This window comes from Petrimonas mucosa (assembly GCF_900095795.1).
Classification (GTDB): Bacteria; Bacteroidota; Bacteroidia; order Bacteroidales; family Dysgonomonadaceae; genus Petrimonas; species Petrimonas mucosa.
This window is the reverse complement of the sequence record NZ_LT608328.1, coordinates 1,007,753-1,028,426: the sequence shown is the minus strand read 5'-3', so window position 1 is coordinate 1,028,426 and position 20,674 is coordinate 1,007,753. Positions and strand designations below refer to the sequence as shown.

General features: G+C 48.4%; 19 protein-coding genes and 1 CRISPR repeat array (1 of these 20 only partly in view). Of the genes, 10 read left to right on the top strand and 9 right to left on the bottom strand.

Features of this window, described 5'->3' with window-relative positions:
- Positions 1–42: 42 nt before the first annotated feature.
- The 6 genes from ING2E5A_RS04070 to ING2E5A_RS04045 are packed head-to-tail and all read right to left on the bottom strand — an operon-like array spanning position 43 to position 3,867.
- Positions 43–609: an ATP-binding protein gene (locus ING2E5A_RS04070; protein ID WP_071136309.1), complete on the bottom strand. Its 567-nt coding sequence runs from the start codon at positions 607–609 to the stop codon at positions 43–45.
- Entirely contained in the window at positions 602–1,426 is an 825-nt protein-coding gene (locus tag ING2E5A_RS04065) for a PHP domain-containing protein (RefSeq protein ID WP_231960433.1), read from the bottom strand. Before ING2E5A_RS04065 ends, ING2E5A_RS04070 begins: the two co-directional genes overlap by 8 nt.
- Entirely contained in the window at positions 1,380–1,730 is a 351-nt protein-coding gene (locus ING2E5A_RS04060; protein WP_083373178.1) for a hypothetical protein, read from the bottom strand. Before ING2E5A_RS04060 ends, ING2E5A_RS04065 begins: the two co-directional genes overlap by 47 nt.
- Positions 1,711–3,093, bottom strand: a complete 1,383-nt coding sequence (locus ING2E5A_RS04055; RefSeq protein WP_071136307.1) for a [Fe-Fe] hydrogenase large subunit C-terminal domain-containing protein — start codon at positions 3,091–3,093, stop codon at positions 1,711–1,713. The genes ING2E5A_RS04060 and ING2E5A_RS04055 overlap by 20 nt, the downstream gene beginning before the upstream one ends.
- A 20-nt stretch (positions 3,094–3,113) precedes the next feature.
- On the bottom strand, positions 3,114–3,524 hold the full coding sequence (locus ING2E5A_RS04050) for an ATP-binding protein (protein WP_071136306.1): 411 nt from the start codon (positions 3,522–3,524) through the stop codon (positions 3,114–3,116).
- Between the two features lies 1 nt (position 3,525).
- A complete protein-coding gene (locus ING2E5A_RS04045; protein ID WP_071136305.1) occupies positions 3,526–3,867 on the bottom strand; it encodes a transcriptional regulator in 342 nt (113 codons plus the stop codon).
- Between the two features lie 322 nt (positions 3,868–4,189).
- Here ING2E5A_RS04045 and lysS point away from each other — a divergent pair, with 322 nt between their 5' ends.
- The 9 genes from lysS to ING2E5A_RS04000 all read left to right on the top strand — a co-directional run bounded on the left by lysS (position 4,190) and on the right by ING2E5A_RS04000 (position 15,945).
- The gene (lysS, locus tag ING2E5A_RS04040; protein WP_071136304.1) at positions 4,190–5,938 is read left to right on the top strand and encodes a lysine--tRNA ligase; all 1,749 of its coding nucleotides are present in this window, start codon (positions 4,190–4,192) and stop codon (positions 5,936–5,938) included.
- Positions 5,935–6,933, top strand: coding sequence for an NAD(P)H-dependent glycerol-3-phosphate dehydrogenase (locus tag ING2E5A_RS04035; RefSeq protein ID WP_071136303.1), 999 nt, complete (start codon positions 5,935–5,937; stop codon positions 6,931–6,933). The genes lysS and ING2E5A_RS04035 overlap by 4 nt, the downstream gene beginning before the upstream one ends.
- Before the next feature lie 13 nt (positions 6,934–6,946).
- On the top strand, positions 6,947–8,290 hold the full coding sequence (locus ING2E5A_RS04030) for a glucose-6-phosphate isomerase (protein ID WP_071136302.1): 1,344 nt from the start codon (positions 6,947–6,949) through the stop codon (positions 8,288–8,290).
- Positions 8,291–8,404: 114 nt separating this feature from the next.
- Complete coding sequence (locus ING2E5A_RS04025) at positions 8,405–9,619, top strand: ISL3 family transposase (protein WP_071135804.1); 1,215 nt, start codon at positions 8,405–8,407, stop codon at positions 9,617–9,619.
- 16 nt (positions 9,620–9,635) lie between these two features.
- On the top strand, positions 9,636–10,370 hold the full coding sequence (locus tag ING2E5A_RS04020; protein ID WP_071136301.1) for an HAD family hydrolase: 735 nt from the start codon (positions 9,636–9,638) through the stop codon (positions 10,368–10,370).
- Between the two features lie 69 nt (positions 10,371–10,439).
- Complete coding sequence (locus tag ING2E5A_RS04015) at positions 10,440–12,365, top strand: NAD(+) synthase (RefSeq protein ID WP_071136300.1); 1,926 nt, start codon at positions 10,440–10,442, stop codon at positions 12,363–12,365.
- Positions 12,366–12,369: 4 nt separating this feature from the next.
- Positions 12,370–13,797 carry a RapZ C-terminal domain-containing protein gene (locus tag ING2E5A_RS04010; RefSeq protein ID WP_092032518.1) on the top strand — a complete coding sequence of 476 codons (1,428 nt, stop codon included), beginning with the start codon at positions 12,370–12,372 and terminating at the stop codon, positions 13,795–13,797.
- A 32-nt stretch (positions 13,798–13,829) separates the two neighbouring features.
- Positions 13,830–14,555, top strand: coding sequence for a nucleotidyltransferase family protein (locus tag ING2E5A_RS04005; RefSeq protein WP_071136298.1), 726 nt, complete (start codon positions 13,830–13,832; stop codon positions 14,553–14,555).
- A gap of 172 nt (positions 14,556–14,727) precedes the next feature.
- Positions 14,728–15,945 carry an AGE family epimerase/isomerase gene (locus tag ING2E5A_RS04000; RefSeq protein WP_154670101.1) on the top strand — a complete coding sequence of 406 codons (1,218 nt, stop codon included), beginning with the start codon at positions 14,728–14,730 and terminating at the stop codon, positions 15,943–15,945.
- Positions 15,946–15,974: 29 nt separating this feature from the next.
- Here ING2E5A_RS04000 and ING2E5A_RS03995 read toward each other — a convergent pair whose 3' ends face one another.
- The gene (locus ING2E5A_RS03995) at positions 15,975–17,186 is read right to left on the bottom strand and encodes a transposase (RefSeq protein ID WP_071136297.1); all 1,212 of its coding nucleotides are present in this window, start codon (positions 17,184–17,186) and stop codon (positions 15,975–15,977) included.
- A gap of 151 nt (positions 17,187–17,337) precedes the next feature.
- Between ING2E5A_RS03995 and ING2E5A_RS03990 the strand changes: the two genes are divergently transcribed.
- Entirely contained in the window at positions 17,338–18,939 is a 1,602-nt protein-coding gene (locus ING2E5A_RS03990) for a sialidase family protein (protein ID WP_071136296.1), read from the top strand.
- A 110-nt stretch (positions 18,940–19,049) separates the two neighbouring features.
- Here the strand turns inward: ING2E5A_RS03990 and ING2E5A_RS03985 are convergent, their stop codons facing one another.
- Positions 19,050–19,907 carry an IS4 family transposase gene (locus tag ING2E5A_RS03985; RefSeq protein ID WP_071136295.1) on the bottom strand — a complete coding sequence of 286 codons (858 nt, stop codon included), beginning with the start codon at positions 19,905–19,907 and terminating at the stop codon, positions 19,050–19,052.
- Positions 19,904–20,335: a DUF4372 domain-containing protein gene (locus ING2E5A_RS03980; RefSeq protein WP_071136294.1), complete on the bottom strand. Its 432-nt coding sequence runs from the start codon at positions 20,333–20,335 to the stop codon at positions 19,904–19,906. The genes ING2E5A_RS03985 and ING2E5A_RS03980 overlap by 4 nt, the downstream gene beginning before the upstream one ends.
- A gap of 115 nt (positions 20,336–20,450) precedes the next feature.
- A CRISPR array of direct repeats spans positions 20,451–20,674; the repeat unit is 37 nt; unit sequence GTTTCAATCCTTATTGTAGTGGATGTACCGCTGGAAG (it continues 7,675 nt past the right edge of the window).

The window sequence follows — 20,674 nt, the reverse complement described above, 5'->3', positions numbered from 1 at the left end:
ATTAGATTGTTATGAGACATCCCTATCCCCAAGCGTATCGCTTCAACACAAGAAGCTTTCTGAATTCCTCTTCCGGCACACTGTCTTGAGATTCTCGGCGATAAACTCAGTCACTGCCGGAGCCATCTCCTTTTTTGAAAAATCGGTAAATCCCTGTTTCACCCACTCTTCGGTATCGATTAAAAAGTGATCTCTATCCAGCCGGTAACTGAAACTGAAATGAATATCGGGATTGGCAACCAGTAACAACACCAAGTATCCGGCCAGATCACCCAACGGCAGACAATCTGGGTTGTCGGTCCTGAAGACCGCCTCTACCACGGTTCCCGCTCCCGGGAGTGAAACCACCCTCAATGATCCGCCACTCTGCTCGCTTGTCATCTTCAGTAGCGGGATTCCCAGTCCTATCCTCCGGGTTGTCCTTGTTGTGAAGAAGGGATCCTCCACCCTTTCCACCGTTTCGGGAACCATTCCCGAGCCATTGTCACTTACCGTGAATGTGAGCGTTCCCTTCCGGCTCTCTTCGAGAAATCCGATATCGATCCTCGTTGCATTTGCCCGAATGGCGTTCTGAACGATATCCATCATATGCATGGCAAGATCAACCATCGCCAATCGGAATTTTTATCATTCCCCTATTGTGGGGTTGCTTTCCGAAAGCATTGCTGAAACTGTTCCAGTCGGCTCTCTCCATGTAAAAAAGGGTATGAACCGCTGCTATCTGCTCCAGCATGTGGGCATCAGAGCTTTGCAGGATCCTCTCTCTCACCAGTGCAGGATGTGACCTCAGGAAATCTCCGTAATTTACCCTTCGCGAGATCTCCAGGGCATCGTAACGCAAACCGGGGGGAATAAATCCCAGTTGCCCGAAAATGCCATTCTTCATCCGGTCGACATGCGCCGGCACAAAGAGTCCACCCAAGGAGTCCACCTGTTGTTGCAGACCCTCAATCTCATCGCAAATACCTGTAAAGAGCGACCTCTTCTCTTCGAATATTATCGCATCATCCTTGTCTACAGCCACCTGATATCCAAAGAGTAGAGGATCATTGGCAATATCCGGGATCTTTGCATCCAGGTATTCCTGGAAAGCCTCCAATGTCTCGATATCGGGGAAAAAACAGAGACAATGGACCTCTTCCTGCGTATTCACTTCGCATCCGGCCACAACATAGAGACCCAGCTCATCCCCGATCTCCACGCAGGGACGCACGTTGCGGGTCGTGTTGTGATCGGTAATGGCGATGATATCCAACCCTCTTTCAAGGGCGCTCTCCACAATCTTGCGGGGACTCATCTCCAGGTGACCGCAGGGCGAGAGACAAGTATGGATATGCAGGTCTGCCTTGAAACATTCTACACCCATCAAATCAATGGATTTATTCTCTGTTTTCCAGGTAATTGTACAATTTACCCACCGTTTCATATGCGGGAAGGTTAGATGCCAGCAACACCACTTCCTCCCGCTCGGCCTGTTCCAGCAGTTCATTCGTCACCGGACGCTCATTCACGATAATTATCGCACTCAGTTCTTTGAGCGAAGCCACCGCAACAATGTTCCTGTGGACTTGCGACGTTACCCAAACCATTCCATCGCTGGCCTTGCCCATCACATCGCTCAACAAATCGGAGACATAAGCAGAGCGGGGTATCCTCTCTAGCCAGGACCTGCCTGACAGACAGACGAATCCCAGCTCCTCGGTCAGTTTTTCAAGTGTTGGTTTTACCATGCTGCTGTTGATATTTATTGAGCCGATCCCTGCCCCATATCCTTTCGATGACATGAAAGGACTGATCGGGACTCAGATTATAATTCTTCTCCATCACTCGCTGTACAAAAACGCAGTACGAAATGGTTGCCTTATCCCTCACGATATCTTCTGCGAGACTGCGACAGGTAGGCGCACCGCAGGCACCGCAGTCGAACCCCGGCAGATAGGTGCTGAGTCTTTTTATCCGTTCCATCTTATGAAGGGCTATCTCCATATCCTCATCAAGTAACAGCCCAGCACGTGGATAGACCTGATCGGTTGCCGACTCGCCGCGGAGCGCTTCGGCATAATCCATCAGACTGTTCCTTCCAGCTCCGCTCCGCTCCGTCAGCAGGGTGAGTTTTCTCTCCCGCTGCTCGAGCCTCTCAACCGTCAGGAAACGGTTGCCCGGGCAAAGTATTCCTCCGGCACAACCTTGGTCGCAGGCTCGCATCTCAAGAAAATCGACTCCGGTAACTCTCCCCGATTCCAGCCTGTCGAGAAACTCCATGGCATTCTCCATGCCGTCAATGGCAAGGGCCCTGCCTGGAAAATATCTTTTTTCGGTTCCCGACAGCGACCAGTTCACCGAATCGGGACTCATGTTGGCATACTGTTTCGAGAGCTGGGTATCCTTCCTCTCCATCAACCTCATTGAAACCAGGTTGTACACCTCCTTCATATCAATAACACCGTCAATGGCAGAGATCTTCTCACCAACCGGTGCCTTTGCAGCCACAATCTTTGCGGCACAAGGCGTTATGTAGCAGATAAAAATGGAGCGAGGGTCGACACCTGCCTTCGCTTTCGACCGGCGAACGTAGAGGGCTGCAATATCGTGTGGGGCTTTTATCGGCAAGATCTGACCGGTTAACGAGGGGTACTGAACCTGAATAAGTCTGACAATTGCCGGGCAGAATGAACTGATAACGGGCCGTACGGCGATATCCTCCTTTGCGGCAACCTCTGCATAGACCCCCTTCATGAAATCTACCGCCTGCTCCACCTCCAACACCTCGTCGAAGCCAATCTGTCTGACCGCCTCCATGATTTCAGAAGCAGTATGTTCCGAAGGAAACTGACCGATAAAGACCGAAGGAACCAGAGCAACTCGGTAACCATCGCGGTTTATTGCAGGCAGGCCATCATCTTCAACATCAACCGCCTTCACGGGGCAGACACGGTAACACTCACCACAGTCCACGCACCGTTCAGGGATGATTCCGGCATGCCCTTCCGCAATCCGGATCGCCTGGGTTGGACAGACCTGCATACAGTGTGAGCATCCGATACATTTCCCGGTATCGATCTGGACAGCATGTGTATAATCCCGGTCTTTCATCTCCTGCTCATCTTACCGTCTCAAAATCTCACTATCATCTCCAACGTGGTTCCTTCACCGGGAACCGAGGAGAGATGCATCTCATCTGTATTGCGTTTTATGTTGGGCAATCCCATGCCCGCACCAAACCCCATCTGGCGGACCGTTTCCGATGCCGTGGAAAAACCCTCCTGCATGGCCCGCCCGATATCTTCAATGCCGGGACCCTCATCTTCCAGCACGATCCTTATCCTTCTAGCATCAAGTTCAACTTGCATAACCCCCTTATATGCATGCGCCACCACATTTACCTCGGCCTCGTATACCGCAACAGCTATCTTGCGTACCACCTGGGGATCGATATTGAGTTGCTTGAGAATTTTTTTCACATCCGAGCTCGCCTGTCCGGCCGAACTGAAGTCTCCGCCAATTATCTCATACCCGAACTGCATATCAGAAGATAGGTTTTATTCCGTTACCATACAACCTGCCCGATACTTCAAAGAGGGTGAGGGGGGTTGTGATCAGCGAGATGTTGTTTTCAGCCGCCAGCGAGATCATCTCATCGGTTACTTTTTTTCCGCGGGCGAAGATGATACATTCGATATTCGACATTTCGGCAGTCCGTAATGTCTGAACAGTAGACAAACCGGTAATGAGAATGGTTCTTTCCATGTTGAATCGCAACACATCGCTCATCAGGTCAGAAGCAAAAGCATGGATAAAATCCTGTGATGTGCCGCAATCCTGGCAAATGGTGCCTTTTACCAATTCGTTTACCGTGTACAGATCCATGGGTTAGCTTTAATAGATCCTCACTTTTTGCAGATGGAAGATCATATTACAAAGTAAATCATTTCATTCGAATTAATGAAATTTTACAAAGGTAATTTACTGAAATGAAACTGAATAGTTTCACCTCAGCCGGAATCTGTTGCCTATGCCTGCAAAGCCCGGTCAGATCAATGTTTATCTCCCTGTCAAGAAAAAGGAAAATCTGCTGAAAATCAAATTTTTCATCCCGGAATTTATCGAAAAAAAGAGCTTCAACTGGAAAGTATACGATATATTTTGTACTTTTGTGGAGTTTTTGCGAAACTCGAAAAAATAAAACAAGATGCATCATTTAGAGCTTAGTGAACAGGAGCTGATCCGCAGACAAAGTTTAAACGAATTAAGAGAATTAGGAATTGATCCCTACCCCGCGGCGATTTACGAAGTAAACGCCTATTCCACAGATATAAAAGAAGAATTTAATGATGAAGAGAAACGTCCGGTAAGTATTGCCGGCCGCATCATGGGGCGCCGTATCATGGGCAAGGCCTCCTTCATCGAATTGCAAGATTCAAAAGGAAGAATCCAGGTCTATATCACCCGCGACGATATCTGTCCCGGAGAAGACAAGGAGCTCTACAATACTGTTTTCAAGAAACTGCTCGATATAGGCGACTTCATCGGCATCACCGGGTTTGTCTTCCGCACCCAGATGGGCGAGATCTCCGTGCATGCCCAGACATTGACAGTGCTCTCCAAATCATTGAGACCGCTTCCCGTAGTGAAGATGAAGAATGGCGTGGCATACGACAAGTTCAGCGATCCCGAACTCCGTTACCGTCAACGTTATGTCGACCTGGTGGTTAATGATGAAGTGAAGGAGATCTTCATCAAGCGGACCCGTATCTTCAACGCCATGCGCGAGTTCATCAACCAGTTCGGCTACCTGGAGGTAGACACCCCGGTCCTGCAGAGCATCCCGGGTGGAGCTGCAGCCCGTCCGTTCATCACGCACCACAATGCCCTCGATATCGACCTCTATCTACGTATTGCCAATGAGCTCTATCTGAAACGTCTGATCGTAGGCGGATTTGAAGGTGTCTACGAGTTTGCGCGCGATTTCCGCAACGAGGGAATGGACCGCACGCACAATCCTGAATTTACCGTCATGGAGATCTACGTCTCCTACAAGGATTACCGGTGGATGATGGAGTTTACCGAGCAGATGTTGGAACAGATCGCCACAAAAGTGTTGGGCACCACAAAGGTAACCATCGGCGACCGGGAGATCGACTTCAAGGCACCCTACCCGCGCATCACCATGATCGATGCTATCAAGGAGCATACCGGAATCGATATTACCGGAATGGACGAGACGCAGCTCCGCGAAGTATGCAAGGAGCTCAACATCGAAGTTGACGACTCTATGGGGAAAGGGAAACTGATCGATGAAATTTTCGGCGAGAAGTGCGAAGGGAATTATATCCAGCCGACATTTATCATCGACTATCCCATTGAGATGTCGCCGCTCTGCAAGCGACACCGTAACAATCCCGAGCTCACCGAAAGGTTTGAACTGATGGTGAACGGCAAGGAGCTGGCAAATGCCTATTCCGAGTTGAACGATCCAATCGACCAGCGTGAACGGTTCGAAGAGCAACTCCGGCTGTCGGAAAAAGGTGACGACGAGGCGATGTTCATCGATCAGGACTTCCTTCGTGCGCTGGAGTATGGTATGCCTCCCACTGCCGGAATGGGTATTGGCATGGACAGGCTTACGATGTTGCTGACCGGGCAGACCACCATCCAGGAGGTACTCCTTTTCCCGCAGATGCGTCCTGAGAAAAAGGCAAAAAAAGATTCACCGGCAAAGTATGCCGAAGCCGGAATACCGGAAGCTTGGGTTGCCGTATTGCAGAAAGCGGGCTACAATGAAGTTAAAAGCCTGATAGAGGCAAATCCCAACAAGTTACACCAGGAGATTTGCGGATTGAACAAAAAATTCAAGATGGAACTGAACAATCCTACGGTTGAAGAGGTTAAGTCCTGGGTGGAGAATGCAAAAAAAACCGTATCACCTAACGCACAATGAGTTCACTCGGAAAAATCGCTATTCTTGGCGGCGGCACCTGGGCAACGGCTCTGGCAAAGATCGTGTTGATGAATGAAAAACACATCAATTGGTTCATTCGACGCGACGACCAGATCGAGGGCTTCTACAAGCTCGGCCGCAACCCCAGCTACCTGACAAACGTAAAGTTCAACCTGGCCCAGATCACCTTCTATTCAAACATCGAAAAGGCGATCAAGGACTCCGACACCATCATCATTGCCATCCCCTCGCCCTATGTAAAACAGTACATGCGAAAAATATGGCTGAGCAGCACATTGAAGGGTAAGTTTGTGGTCTCGGCCGTCAAAGGGATGATTCCGAACGACAACATCGTTGTCAGCGAATACCTGATGAGCAGTTTCAAGATTCCCCAGGAGTATATAGGGGTGATTTCGGGTCCCTGCCATGCCGAGGAGGTTGCACTCGAACGGCTCTCTTTCCTGACCGTTGCCAGCTATGACACCACAAGGGCCAAGCTGCTTTCCGATGCGATACGCTCCCGCATTTTAAACACCTCCGTTTCGGACGATGTGGTAGGTATCGAGCTGGCTGCCGTCCTGAAAAACATCTATGCCATCATCGCCGGCGTATGTTCAGGATTGCAGTACGGCGACAACTTCCAGGCTGTCTTGATGACCCATTGCGCCAAGGAGATGAAGACCCTTCTCGATGCCATCGCCCCTATGGAGAGATCCATCTGCGAACAGCACTATCTTGGAGACATGCTGGTGACCGGCTATTCGCAGTTCAGCCGGAACCGTACACTGGGGACGATGATCGGAAAAGGATATTCAGTGAAAACGGCACAACTGGAGATGGAGATGATTGCCGAGGGTTATTATGGCGCCAAGTGTATCCATGAGATGAACAACCACTTCAAGGTGGATATACCCATTGCTCAAACAGCCTACGAAATCCTTTACGAAAAGCTTCGTCCACAGACTGCTATCGACGAGTTGATCAAGAAATTTTAACAACATAGTGAATATGGACAGAATAAAACTAGTCATTAATCATGTGTATGATTTTGTCTCCGAGAAGGAGATCCTGCAACAGGCAGACAACGCAACTGCCGCCAACAGGGCCCTGCACGACGGGACACGGGCAGGAAACGACTTTCTGGGTTGGGTAAACCTTCCCTCTTCGGTCACCGAGGATCTTATCCGGGATATCGAAGATACCGCAACGGCGCTTCGCTCACGCTGTGAGGCCGTAGTAGTGGTGGGCATCGGAGGGAGTTACCTGGGAGCAAAAGCCGTTATCGATGTCCTCTCCAGTTCTTTCGACTGGTTGCAGCACGAACGGAAAGATCCGGTCATCCTCTATGCAGGGAACAATATCGGCGAAGATTATCTGCATGAGCTCACCAGTTACCTCGAAAAACGTCAATTCGGAATTATCAACATATCCAAATCGGGAACCACAACTGAACCGGCCATTGCCTTCCGTCTCCTTAAAGACCTGCTGGTTGCCAAGGTAGGCGGGGAGGAGGCCCGCAAGCGGATCGTAGCCATCACCGACGCATCAAAAGGAGCCCTGCGTACGCTGGCTACCACCGAAGGCTACAAGACTTTTGTCATTCCCGACGATGTAGGCGGACGCTATTCGGTACTTACCCCTGTAGGCTTGTTGCCCATCGCCGTGGCAGGTATAAATATCCGGGAGTTGAACAAGGGAGCCACCGAAATGGAGAAGGCCTGTGGTGCCGACACTCCGTTCGAAGTTAATCTCCCTGCCATCTATGCGGCCATCCGCAACGAGCTTTACAGGAGAGGCAAGAAAATTGAGATCCTGGCCAACTACAATCCGAAACTGCACTATTTTGCAGAATGGTGGAAACAGCTCTATGGTGAAAGCGAAGGTAAGGATGGAAAAGGAATTTTCCCCGCCGCTGTCGATTTCACCACCGACCTCCACTCGATGGGTCAATGGATCCAGGAGGGGGAACGGACCATCTTCGAGACGGTCCTGTCGGTAAAGGAGCCAAAGGCTCACGTCACCATACCGCAGGATGACACCGATCTGGATGGACTTAACTACCTGAAAGGGAAACGGGTGGACGAAGTGAACAAGATGGCGGAACTGGGCACGCTGATCGCTCATGTCGATGGAGGTGTACCCAATATCCTGATTGAGATTCCCAAACTTTCGGAATACTACATCGGACAGCTTATCTACTTCTTCGAGAAGGCTTGCGGCATCAGCGGCTATATGCTCGACGTCAATCCGTTCAACCAGCCCGGCGTGGAGGCCTACAAGCGCAACATGTTTGCACTGCTTGAGAAACCGGGCTACGAAGCAGAGACCCAGGCGATAAAAAAAAGATTATAAATTACCACCTTTAAAAAACTTAAAATCGCTCGACTGCTCTTTGGTGGTCCTGCGATTTTTTAAGGTTCTATATGATATTGTATGGGTAAATTAAAATTGAATTAACTTTGTGGAATGAATTCAATAGCACTTTTCACTTTAGCATTAGGTTTGGAAAAACCGTGGATCATTACCAAAATAGATATTGATCCAAGCATATCACAGTTGGATATCCACATAGACTTTGAGCGAGGCTCAAAGTTTTTAATGCCCGACGGAGCTTATTATACAGCTTATGACAGTAGCGATCATACATGGCAACATCTGAATTTTTTCCAGTATCGCTGCTATTTGCATGCGCGCATACCCCGGGTAAAACAATCTGACGGCAAGACGGAGGTTCAAAGTGTACCTTGGGCACGAAAAGGAAGTGGTTTCACTTTATTGTTTGAAGCGTTCTCTATGTTGCTGATAGAGAAAGAAATGCCTGTAAGCAGCGTTGCTTCCACGTTAAAGGTTTACGCACAACGTATCTGGGGAATTTTCAATTATTGGGTAGAACGTGCACATAAAAAAGATATCCCTGAAAACTTAACTCAAATCGGTTTTGATGAAACTTCACAGAAGAAGGGGCATAACTACATCACACATTTGGTCGATTTGAACGAACGGCGTGTACTTTACGCCTGTCAGGGCAAAGGTTCTGATTGTATCGAAGAGAGCGTAAAGTATTTAGAAAGCAAACATGTAGATACCACTCAAATCGAAGATGTTTGTATAGATATGTCACCCTCTTTTATCGCGGGTTGCACAGCGTATCTTCCAGAGAGTCAAATAACATTTGATAAGTTTCACGTGGTAAAAGAGGTCAATAAGGCGATGGATGAACTCCGTAAATTAGAACGAACAGGAAATGAGCTGCTGAAAGGACATAAGTATACTTTTCTGAAAAAGAAATTGAGCGACAAACTACAAACAGAGAAGGATATACTACTCGAGATGTATCCAAAGCTAGGGCAGGGATATTGGCTTAAAGAAATGTTTGAGGACTTTTGGCAGATAAAGGACACGGAAGAAGCAGAAAGCTATTTGGCCTTTTGGTGTGACTTTGCCATGGAATCTAAAATACAACCTTTTATCCGATTGGTAAATACCATTAAAGCCCACTGGAGAGGCATTGTGAGATATATAAAGAGTAAAATCTCAAATGGCATACTCGAAGGAATAAACTCAAAAATTCAATTGGCTAAAAAAAGAGCAAGGGGTTATAGAAACTCCCGGAATTTTATTAACATGATTTACTTTACCTGTGGCAAACTCAAATTTGACTACCCACAGTATTTCATATAGAACCTTTTTTAATTATATGAAAGAGCAATTCCAAGACTACCTGAAAGCAAATAATTATACCGGTTTTGAACTGAAGGCGATCCTGTTCGACATGGATGGCGTACTCTACAATTCCATGCCCGCCCATGCACGGTCGTGGCGGCAGACGATAGAGGAACTCGGATTGAGGACCGATTCCGAAGAGTTCTATCTCCATGAAGGGAGGACCGGAGCATCCACGATCCATATCATCTTCCAGCGGAATTTTGGCAGGGATGCAACGGAAGAAGAGATCCGGAGAATCTATGAAAGGAAAAGCGAGCTGTTCGTAAAATACAACACGGGGGAGACAATACCCGGTGCAAGGGAGATTCTCAATTTCGTCAAGTCGAGCGGATTGAAACCGGTACTGGTGACCGGGTCGGGACAGCCGTCGCTGCTCGACAGGCTCGATCAGGACTTCCCCGGCATCTTCACTCCAGAGACGATGGTTACCGCTTTTGATGTAAAGATAGGGAAACCGCATCCCGAACCGTTTCTGATGGGTCTGCAGAAGGGGGGGAACCTCAGCCCCAACCAGGCCCTGGTCGTCGAAAACGCCCCGTTGGGAACCGAGGCAGCAACCAGTGCCGGCATTTTTACCATCTGTGTCAACACCGGACCGCTCAGCGACAATATCCTCACCGATGCCGGCGCAAAACTGGTTTTTCACTCCATGCAAGAGCTGATGGAGCGGTTTCCAGAAATTCTGAAAATCACCTCCTTAATCTGAGGTGGCTTTGACCTATTTCGCAAAAAATAGCTAAATTTGTATCTCCTACAACCTAAACGGGCAACGACAATGCATATCAACAAGTACGGTTTTATCAGGGTAGCGGCAGCATCTCCCAAGGTACGGGTGGCAGACTGCGATTACAACATTTCGGAAATCAAGTCGATGATCGACAGGGCCGAGTCGGAACAGGTACAGTTCATCGCTTTTCCCGAGCTATCTATCACCGCATATACATGTGGCGATCTCTTTCTGCAGACTGCACTGCAGCAGAAAGCCGTCGAGTCCCTGGCGGAGCTGACCGGCTTCATGAGAAGCAAACCGTCGATGATTGCCATAGTGGGACTGCCATTGTTGTTGGGAAATCGCTTGTACAACGTGGCTGCTGTTCTCTCTAACGAGGGAGTGCTGGGCATTGTCCCCAAAACATATATCCCCAACAATAACGAGTATTACGAGAAACGGTGGTTTGCGGGAAGCGGCGACCTTACAGTGTCATCTACCGAAATCTGCAACCGGAGAGTACCTGTTCTCTCCGGTGGAGCGATCTTCAGGACACCATTCGCCCTATTCGGTGTAGAGATCTGCGAGGATCTCTGGATGCCTGTTCCCCCCTCTTCAAAACTATCCATGCAGGGTGCCGAGGTCATCTTCAACCTCTCGGCAAGCAACGAGCTGGTAGGCAAGAATGCCTACAGGAAATCGCTTATTCTGCAGCAGTCTGGCCGTTGCAATGCGGCATACGTCTATGCATCCTCCGGGTGCGGAGAATCTTCCACCGACCTGGTCTTTTCCGGTGCCACAATCATCGCTGAAAACGCCAGGCTTCTTGCCGAGGGGAGACGTTTCTCACAGGAGAATGAGATGGTCATCGCCGATATCGACATATCGGTCCTCAGGAGTGACAGACTGAGAAACAGCAATTTCAATCCTCCGCGGGAGGAGTCGGTCCAGGTTATCGATTGTGCAATGGAACCGGTTGTGGCGGAGAAGATGCACCGACAGTTCAATCCCCATCCCTTTATTCCTCATCCGGAGAATGAAGCTGAATACCTGGGCGAAGTCTTCAACATCCAGACGATGGGACTTGCCAAGCGGTTACACCACACCGGAACGGAGAGAGTCACCATCGGCATTTCGGGAGGTCTCGACTCGACTCTGGCACTACTGGTTGCCGTCAAGACATTCGATCTGCTCGACCTGCCCAGGAAAAACATCACCGGAATCACCATGCCCGGCTTCGGCACCACAGGAAGGACATACAACAATGCCCTGGAACTGATGAGGAGAGTAGGCGTAACCGCGAAGGAGATATCCATAGTTGATGCCGTTACCCGGCACCTTGAAGATATCGGACACGAGATCAACCTTCACGACATCACCTACGAGAATGCACAGGCCAGGGAACGGACACAGATACTGATGGACTATGCCAACAAGACGGGGGGACTGGTGGTAGGAACCGGCAACCTCTCGGAACTGGCCTTGGGCTGGGCCACCTATAACGGCGATCAGATGTCGATGTATGCCGTCAATGCGAGCGTGCCCAAAACGTTGGTTGCCTCTCTCGTCCGCTGGATAGCCCATACGGAGATGGAGGAGCAAGCCCGGAAGATTCTGCTGGATATTCTCGATACACCCTTCAGTCCGGAACTGCTGCCGGCAGACAACGAGGGAAAGATCTCCCAGAAGACTGAACATTTCATCGGACCCTACGAACTGCACGACTTCTTCCTGCACCGGATGTTGCGTTACGGGGACTCCCCCCGACGGATCCGTTTCATTGCACAACAGGCTTTTGCCCACCTCTATCCTCCGGAAGAGATATTGAAATGGCTGAAGGTGTTCTATAAACGCTTTTTTGCCCAGCAGTTCAAACGCTCCTGTATGCCGGACGGTCCCAAGGTGGGCTCCGTCAACCTATCGCCACGGGGTGACTGGCGGATGCCTAGCGATGCCGTGGTAAACCTATGGCTAAACGAACTAGAAAACTAACCTCATCCGTATGAAAGAATTGGTAAGACTGTTCAAGGAGTATACCGGAAAGTCTGCTCCGCACATCGAGTCACTCCCCTCGTCGGGATCTAACCGGAGGTACTACCGACTGAAGCAGGAGGAAGTATCGGTCATCGGGGTACACGGACAATCGAGAGAGGAGAATCATGCCTTTATCGGCCTCTCGCACCATTTCCACCAGCAAGGGCTGAATACCCCCCGGGTAGTGGCCGTTTCAAACGATGAGCTATTCTATATCCAGGAGGATCTGGGCGACCTGGTACTCTTCGACGCCCTGAAAGCAGGCAGGACAACTGGCGTTTTCAGTACCGAGGAGAAGGAGCTTCTCCACAGAACCATCGCCATGCTGGCCGATTTCCAGGTACTTGGCGCCCGTGGACTCGACTTCAGCATCTGTTATCCTCAGGCCGAGTTCAATCGCCGCTCGGTCTACTGGGATTTGAACTACTTCAAGTACAATTTCCTGAAGACTACCGGAATGGAGTTTCAGGAGGAGTTGCTGGAGGATGATTTTGACAAGATGGCGCAACAGCTGCTCGAGGATGGGGCTGATACATTTCTATATCGCGATTTTCAGTCGCGCAACGTGATGCTCCTGAATAACACCCCCTATTTCATAGATTATCAGGGGGGAAGAAAAGGACCGGTCTATTATGACGTGGCATCATTCCTGTGGCAGGCAAAAGCCAATTTTCCAGAGGAGTTGCGCAACGAACTCATCGCGACCTATATCGCTTCACTCCGCAAATACAGGGCGGTAGATGAAACCATATTTGCAAAAAAACTCAGGTTGTTCGTACTGTTCCGCACATTACAGGTTCTAGGGGCATACGGGTTCCGGGGGTACTTCGAGAAGAAGCCACACTTTATTCAGAGCATCCCGTATGCGCTCAACAACCTCCGCATGCTCCTCAGGGATGGCTTCGAGGAGTATCCCTATCTCTCAAAGGTACTGAACGAAATGATCAACCTGAAACAGTTTGCCGATACGCAAAAACGTGAACTGCTGGTTCGTGTCTTCAGTTTTGCCTACAAGAAAGGGATACCCGACGACGCATCGGGCAATGGAGGCGGTTATGTGTTCGATTGCCGTGCAATCAACAATCCCGGAAAATATGAAAGGTTCAACAGTTTCACGGGGCTGGACGAGGAGGTGATCAGGTTTCTGGAGGAGGATGGCGAAATTGTACGCTTCCTGGATAATATCTATCCGCTGGTCGACAGCCACGTGAAGCGATACATGGAACGGAATTTCACCAACCTGATGGTCTCGTTCGGCTGTACCGGAGGACAACACCGGTCGGTCTACGCAGCTCAGAAGACGGCAGAACATATCGCGAAAAAGTTCGGCGTCAACGTATTGCTGGTTCATCGGGAACAGAATATCGAACAGGAATTCAACCGCCGGTAAAAGGGGGTAGAAATCACTATTCCAGATTCAACATGAAAGCGATGATTTTTGCTGCCGGCCTGGGCACACGGTTGAAACCACTGACGGACACCATGCCGAAGGCCCTGGTTCCCGTAGCGGGAAAACCACTCCTGTGGCACGCCATACAAAAGCTGAAGGGTGCAGGTGTTGACGAGATCATCATTAACGTACACCATTTTGCCGACCAGATCAGGCAATATATTGAGGAAAACAGCCGTTTCGACATCCGTATCGAATTTTCAGACGAGAGCCAGGCACTTCTCGACACCGGGGGTGGCATAAAAAGAGCCTCCTGGTTTTTCGACGACGGCAAGCCGTTTCTCATTCACAATGTGGACATCCTCTCGGATGTAGACTTGTTGCAGTTCTACCGCTTTCATGCCGACAGCCACTCCCTGGCCACACTGCTGGTAAGTGAACGGAAGACGTCGCGCTATCTCCTTTTCGACCGGGAGAACAGACTGACCGGCTGGCTGAATGAGGCGACAGGAGAGATTAAATCACCGTTCCCTGAACTGCAGAGAGATGCCTGTAAAAAGCTGGCATTCTCCGGTATCCATATCCTTCACCCTTCAATCCTCAAATACATGGAGGAGTTTCCCGAGAGGTTCTCCATTATCGATTTCTATCTGACAATCTGCAAATATTGCCCGATAGCCGGTTATGCTCCGGCGGGCGTCAAGAGTATCGATGTGGGGAAGATTGATTCATTAAAACAACTCACCTTTATTAAATAACTACATAAAAAACATATATTTTGATTCAATATTATGTTTTGCAACATATTTATTAAATTATTTTATTAATAAATTTGTTTTTCAAGTTTCTTTTTATTTTCTTTGCGCCATATATTAATTAATTGTTCTTTATTTATATCCAAAAGGATAAAACAGGATGCAGAGAGAAGAGATGGAAAAAAGAGTCACCCAACCCCCGCACATCATAGATGCCAGTAAGGCAATAGAGCAATACAGGAGCGAACTGCTGGAAAACGTGCTCCCTTTTTGGCTTGAAAAATCACAAGATCATCAGTTCGGTGGTTACTTCACTTGCCTGGATCGGGCAGGAAATATCTTCGACACAGACAAATTTGTATGGTTACAGGGTCGCCAGGTCTGGATGTTCTCCATGTTATATAACAATGTGGAGAAACGGGAGGAATGGCTCAATTGCGCCCTGCAGGGAGGAGAATTTCTCAAAAAACATGGTCACGACGGCAACCTGAACTGGTACTTCTCGCTTACACGTGAAGGAAAACCATTAACCGTACCCTACAATATCTTCTCCTATACGTTTGCCACAATGGCGTTCGGCCAGCTGAGCAGAGCAACCGGCCAGGCAGAATATGCGGAAATTGCAAAAAAAACCTTCGAAATAATACTTTCCAAACGGTACAATCCCAAAGGCGAGTGGAACAAGGCCATTACCGGAACACGCAGCCTGAAGTCGTTCTCCCTGCCCATGATTCTCTGCAACCTCTCACTCGAGATAGAGCACCTGCTCGAACCCGACTTCCTAAACAGAACGATCAACGAGTGCATCCATGAGGTCATGGAGATCTTTTTACGTCCCGAACTGGGTGGAATCATCGTGGAGAATGTCAATGAGGACGGTTCGCTCTCCGACACCTTCGACGGAAGATTGATCAATCCGGGACATGCCATCGAAGCGATGTGGTTCATCATGGATCTGGGCCAGCGACTCAACCGTCCACAACTCATCCAGAAGGCGGTAGAGACAACAGTTAAAATGGTTGAGTACGGTTGGGACAAGCAGTATGGCGGAATCTTCTATTTTATGGACCGAAAGGGATCTCCTCCCCAACAACTGGAGTGGGATCAAAAACTCTGGTGGGTCCATATCGAAACGCTCATTTCGCTTATCAAAGGCTACCAGCTCACCGGATCGAAAGAGTGTCTCGAGTGGTTCAACACTCTGCACGATTACACCTGGAATCACTTCAAAGATCCTGAATACCCGGAATGGTGGGGATATCTCAACCGCAAGGGTGAGGTGCTGCTCGACCTGAAAGGGGGAAAATGGAAAGGGTGCTTTCACGTTCCCCGCGGTCTGTACCAGGTATGGAAAACGATGGAGAAGATTAAAGAAACCGCAACAACTAAATAACAATAGTTCGTTAAAAATATAGTTTGGAGTCAAGCAGCACTTGCTGCAAACTCAATGAGTTCCTTGACAAGTTTATCATTTAATCTTCTGTTCGGTTTAATGCCGGACACGCAAATAAATCGTTCAAGCAAGTAGGCATTGTGTATCATCGTTTTACATGATGCCATCGAAAAAGGAATACCTCTTTCCCTTGCCAGCACCTTTGCCAGGTTGACCGAGGTAAGAGATACATTAAAGTTGAACGATAGCTTTGCTACGTCCCTTGCCTGCGATTGCATCAGTCCTGTGAAGCCTTTGGCATCCCTGAAGCAAAACTCGATCTGAAAACGGGTGCGGTAAAATTCTATAACATCTTTTCCACTCATCTCAGGATTGGTAGAGAAGAACAGTTTTGGTTTTTTCCCATCCTTGGAATACCAGATGACAAGCCTGACCATCTGTTTAAATGATTTGGAATAGGCTATCAAGGTGTAGAGATCACCGTTATCAATATTGATCTTTTGCACTCTGGTTGTATCCAGGTTGGCCATGTCAATCTTTCCGTCGTAGAGTTTAGGCCTGCCTTTCTTGCCTGTCGGTTTCTGCAGTGTTGGATAATAAAGTGCGGCGTCATCCCTGAAGCGGCTGACCAGATCAAACTTCATCTCTTGCAGACCCGTAACGAAGTTGTTCTTTGCGAAGTAGGCATCGGCAACCACGTGACGGCTTGCCCGATGGAGTTTCTCCCGCATCGATTTAATGACCAGCAGGTACCAGTCAATCAGGTTGGCATCACGACTCTCCAGGGTTTGACGGTCCGGAGTCTGAACGGCCTGTAGACTGATGCAATCCTTGTTGTCGACGTCTATAAGGCCCACTCCCAGGATTTCCAATCCTCTTTTCGCCTGACCGGCTGCACCCGACCAGAAGTAACCAATCCAAGGGGTATTCTTTCCTGATTTGGATATATAACTGGGATCAATGGCAATTGCCTTGCGATCTCCGGTTAATACCCTATCAGACAAAGACAAGTTAAACTCCAGCCAATCAAAATCCTTCGAGAAGTTCTGGCGAAATCGCTGTTCACACGACTTGCCATATCTCCCCAATTGTAGGAAATTAATCCTGCCGGGAATGACCAGATACAAAATAAGCGTCTCCATAAGGAATGATTTGAAACTTTTGTTTAACTTCGTAGTTAGTTCACCAAGAACATCACTACAGATACCTTTATATTGGTTAAGTATGCTGGTTCTATCCATCTTTATTAGGTTTTGATCAGCTATAAAGATACTGATAATCAGCTACTTAACCATCTTTTTTATGTTAAACTATGTTATGTAAATCATTGAATTTTAATTGGTTAATTGAATATTTACCGAAGTATTGAAATAAACAATAGACCCTTTATTAATGATGAGAAAAGAAAACAGCATAAGAGTATCCGTCATCCTGATTGCGACATCACTGATGTGCAGCATAGCAGGATGCAATCGCACTCCTGCCCCCACTACTGAAATTGCAGGTGCGAAAACGACAGAAAATAGCGAATATACCGGACGGGGCAACCAAAATGAGCTGCTGCTCGCCCTGATGATCGACCTGAACGAGAACGACACCATCTCCCTGAAGGATATCACGCTGATCAAAGATGCAGCCACACAGCGTTCCGACGTGAAAGCAATCAAGGTCTATTACACCGGTCAGCTCGACACGCTCGACACAAGGACCCTTCACGACGCTCTCCTGCTTGGAAAAGGATCCTTATCGAAAAAGAAAACGAAAATAGCTCTCTCCGGCGATCTGAAGCCGGGCAGAAATTATCTTTGGGTGACTGCCGACATTGCCGATGATGCAACCGAAGGAAATAGGGTTGCCGTTTCACTTACCTCCGTCGGGTACAACAAGAACAAAAGGTTCGAATATGAACCGGAACCGGCAAAGGGCAGGGAGATCCTGCTGGCCCGCAGGCTGTTATTTGCTCCCGGCGACTACAATTCCAACTTTTACCGGATCCCGGCCATCATTACTGCCGAAGATGGTTCTCTCGTCACGGCAACCGACAAGCGCAAGGAGAATCTGTGGGATCTGCCGCAGGATATCGACGTGGTTATCCGCCGCAGCACCGATAACGGTAAAACGTGGAGCGAACCGGTCACCATTGCCGAGGGCAAAGGATACGGCAAGGGATACGGTGATGCCGCTCTTGTCAGACTCGACAACGGCAAGCTTCTCTGCCTCTTTGGGGGAATGAACGGATTGTGGCAATCGCGACCCGACTCACTGCTCCGTACCTATGTGTGCGAAAGTGTCGATAACGGCATCAACTGGACTTCACCCCGCGATATTACCGACCAGCTATACGGTGCCGGATGCTCCGATCCCATACGCAAAAAATGGATGGCCTCATTCTGTGCATCGGGACATGCCATCCAAACCTCATCTGGCAGGGTGATGGTGGTAGCTGCCGTGCGTGAGGGCGACGATTACTCGCTCAACAACTACCTTTTCTATTCCGACGACGAGGGCGTCACGTGGCACGTCTCGCAAAGAGCAATGGAAGGTGGCGACGAAGCAAAAGTAGTTGAACTGGCAGACGGGACCATTCTGATGAGCATCAGAAACAAGCACAAGGGGAGCCGGTATTACACCCGGTCTACCGACAATGGTATCACCTGGGCCCCTGTACAGCAATGGGACGATCTGAAAGAACCCGGCTGCAACGGAGATATGATCCGCTATTCGATGGAAAAGAACGGTACCGGGAAAAACATATTGTTACACTCTATCCCGTTTGATGAAAAACTGCGCCGCAATGTTTCGGTCTTCGTAAGCTACGATGAAGGCGAAACATGGCCCGATGGCAAAACAATCTGCTCAGGCGCTTCTGCCTACTCCGCCCTTACCGTATTGCAAGATGGAACGATAGGCGCATATATTGAAGAGGGAGAACCTGGAATGAATCTGGTATTCCTTAATTTCTCACTCGAATGGCTTACCCGGAAACACAAATAATTTTTCACTATCAACCGACTAAAATCAAAATCAATCGGTTCTTATTTTTAAACACTTGACAAGTAGATCATTACAACTCTTGTCTTTCATTTCCAAAAAGTGTCCCCCCCTCAAAACAGTGATAATTGGGCGGCCGTGGGACTTTTATTGCGACTTTTCAGTCGTCTGGGATAAGTGCGCCTGCCTTCGGTCACCACCCACGTCAAATCCAGATGGCTTATCAAATGCATCCTCAACAACGCGGCTATGGTTGAAAACGCCTTTTCGCTTTCCGACTTGGTCTGAATCACCTGTAAAAGCAAATACGCGATCAGGGTACACCATACTTGGGTCTTTATCCCGTTTTCAGTGTCGGAATAAAAATAGGTGAGTTGGAAGTTTTGCTTCAATTTTTTGAATCCCGTTTCGATAGACCACCTATTTTTATAAATCAAGGCAACTTCCTCGTCTGTTATTTCCCAATTATTGGTGATGAACTTGTATTTACGCCCCTGTTCATCCCTGTACCAAACTAAACGAAGGCATAATGTCCTCGTCTGTCTGACTTTCTTCCTTTTTTTCTTGCCTTCGGTCCCCGTCTCGACCTTCTCGATATATTGAACGTGGATATGTTTCACCTTGTAAACGGCATGTTCCCCTTTTTCCAGCTTCTTCTCGTGAAGGACTTCCTGAACCTCGTACCTTGCATTGTCTTTCAGCCGACAAACGAAATTCACGCCTTGTCGCGTCCATTTGGCGAACTGCAGGTAGTAATTGTATGCCTTGTCGAAGACCACCATGCTGCCTTCACTTAAATTCAGGTATTGCAAGAAGTTCTTGTCGTGCATTTTCGCCTCGCTTATCTTCACGAATCGCGGCGTGTCAGCATGGACGTCGGTCAGCATGTGGACTTTCAGGCCGCCTTTCTTTTTCCCGTCGCCTTTAGGGTTCCGGCCCACGCCTTTCATCACGTCGGAAAACAGCGTCACCGTACTCGAATCAAAGGCATAGAACTCCTCGAAACTGACACCCTGCTTCCGGCACTTTTTTTGCAGCTGACCGACAAAAGCGGGGAAAAATGGGCTATCAGTGCAAAGTAGAACAGACGGAACAGTTCCTCGTCCCTGTCACGCAATGCATCTCCGGCAGTACTTTTTGCAGGCGAACTCTCCATGCCCAGGTAATTCAACTTACCACCCAAGGCACGCATGCCGTCACAGACTTCACCCATCGAATCGCAACGGGAAAAAATGCCAAAGAGCATCACGATCAATTGATCCCAAGAAAAAAACGCCTTGTAATATTTATCACTGCCGAGCCTTATTACCAGCTCATCAAACTTTTCCCTCGGGAGAATATTCACTATTTGTCTTAAGATCGGCTGACCGACAAATTTATTTTCGCTAACTTTGCCCATGGTTGGAAATTTAGTTTTTGACAATCCAAATTTACAACTTAGGGACGAGACTTCGGTTAAGTCCCTATTTTATCTTCATTTTTTAATCGGTCAGTACTGATATATTTTGTTTTATGTTTCAATCCTTATTGTAGTGGATGTACCGCTGGAAGTTGGATTAAGTATCCACCAATTTGACCATTTGTTTAGTTTCAATCCTTATTGTAGTGGATGTACCGCTGGAAGTCGTGCACTGAAAGATATCCACCAGTAAAATCTATGTTTCAATCCTTATTGTAGTGGATGTACCGCTGGAAGATTTGATTACGTTGTTATCGGAAATAATTACGCAGTTTCAAT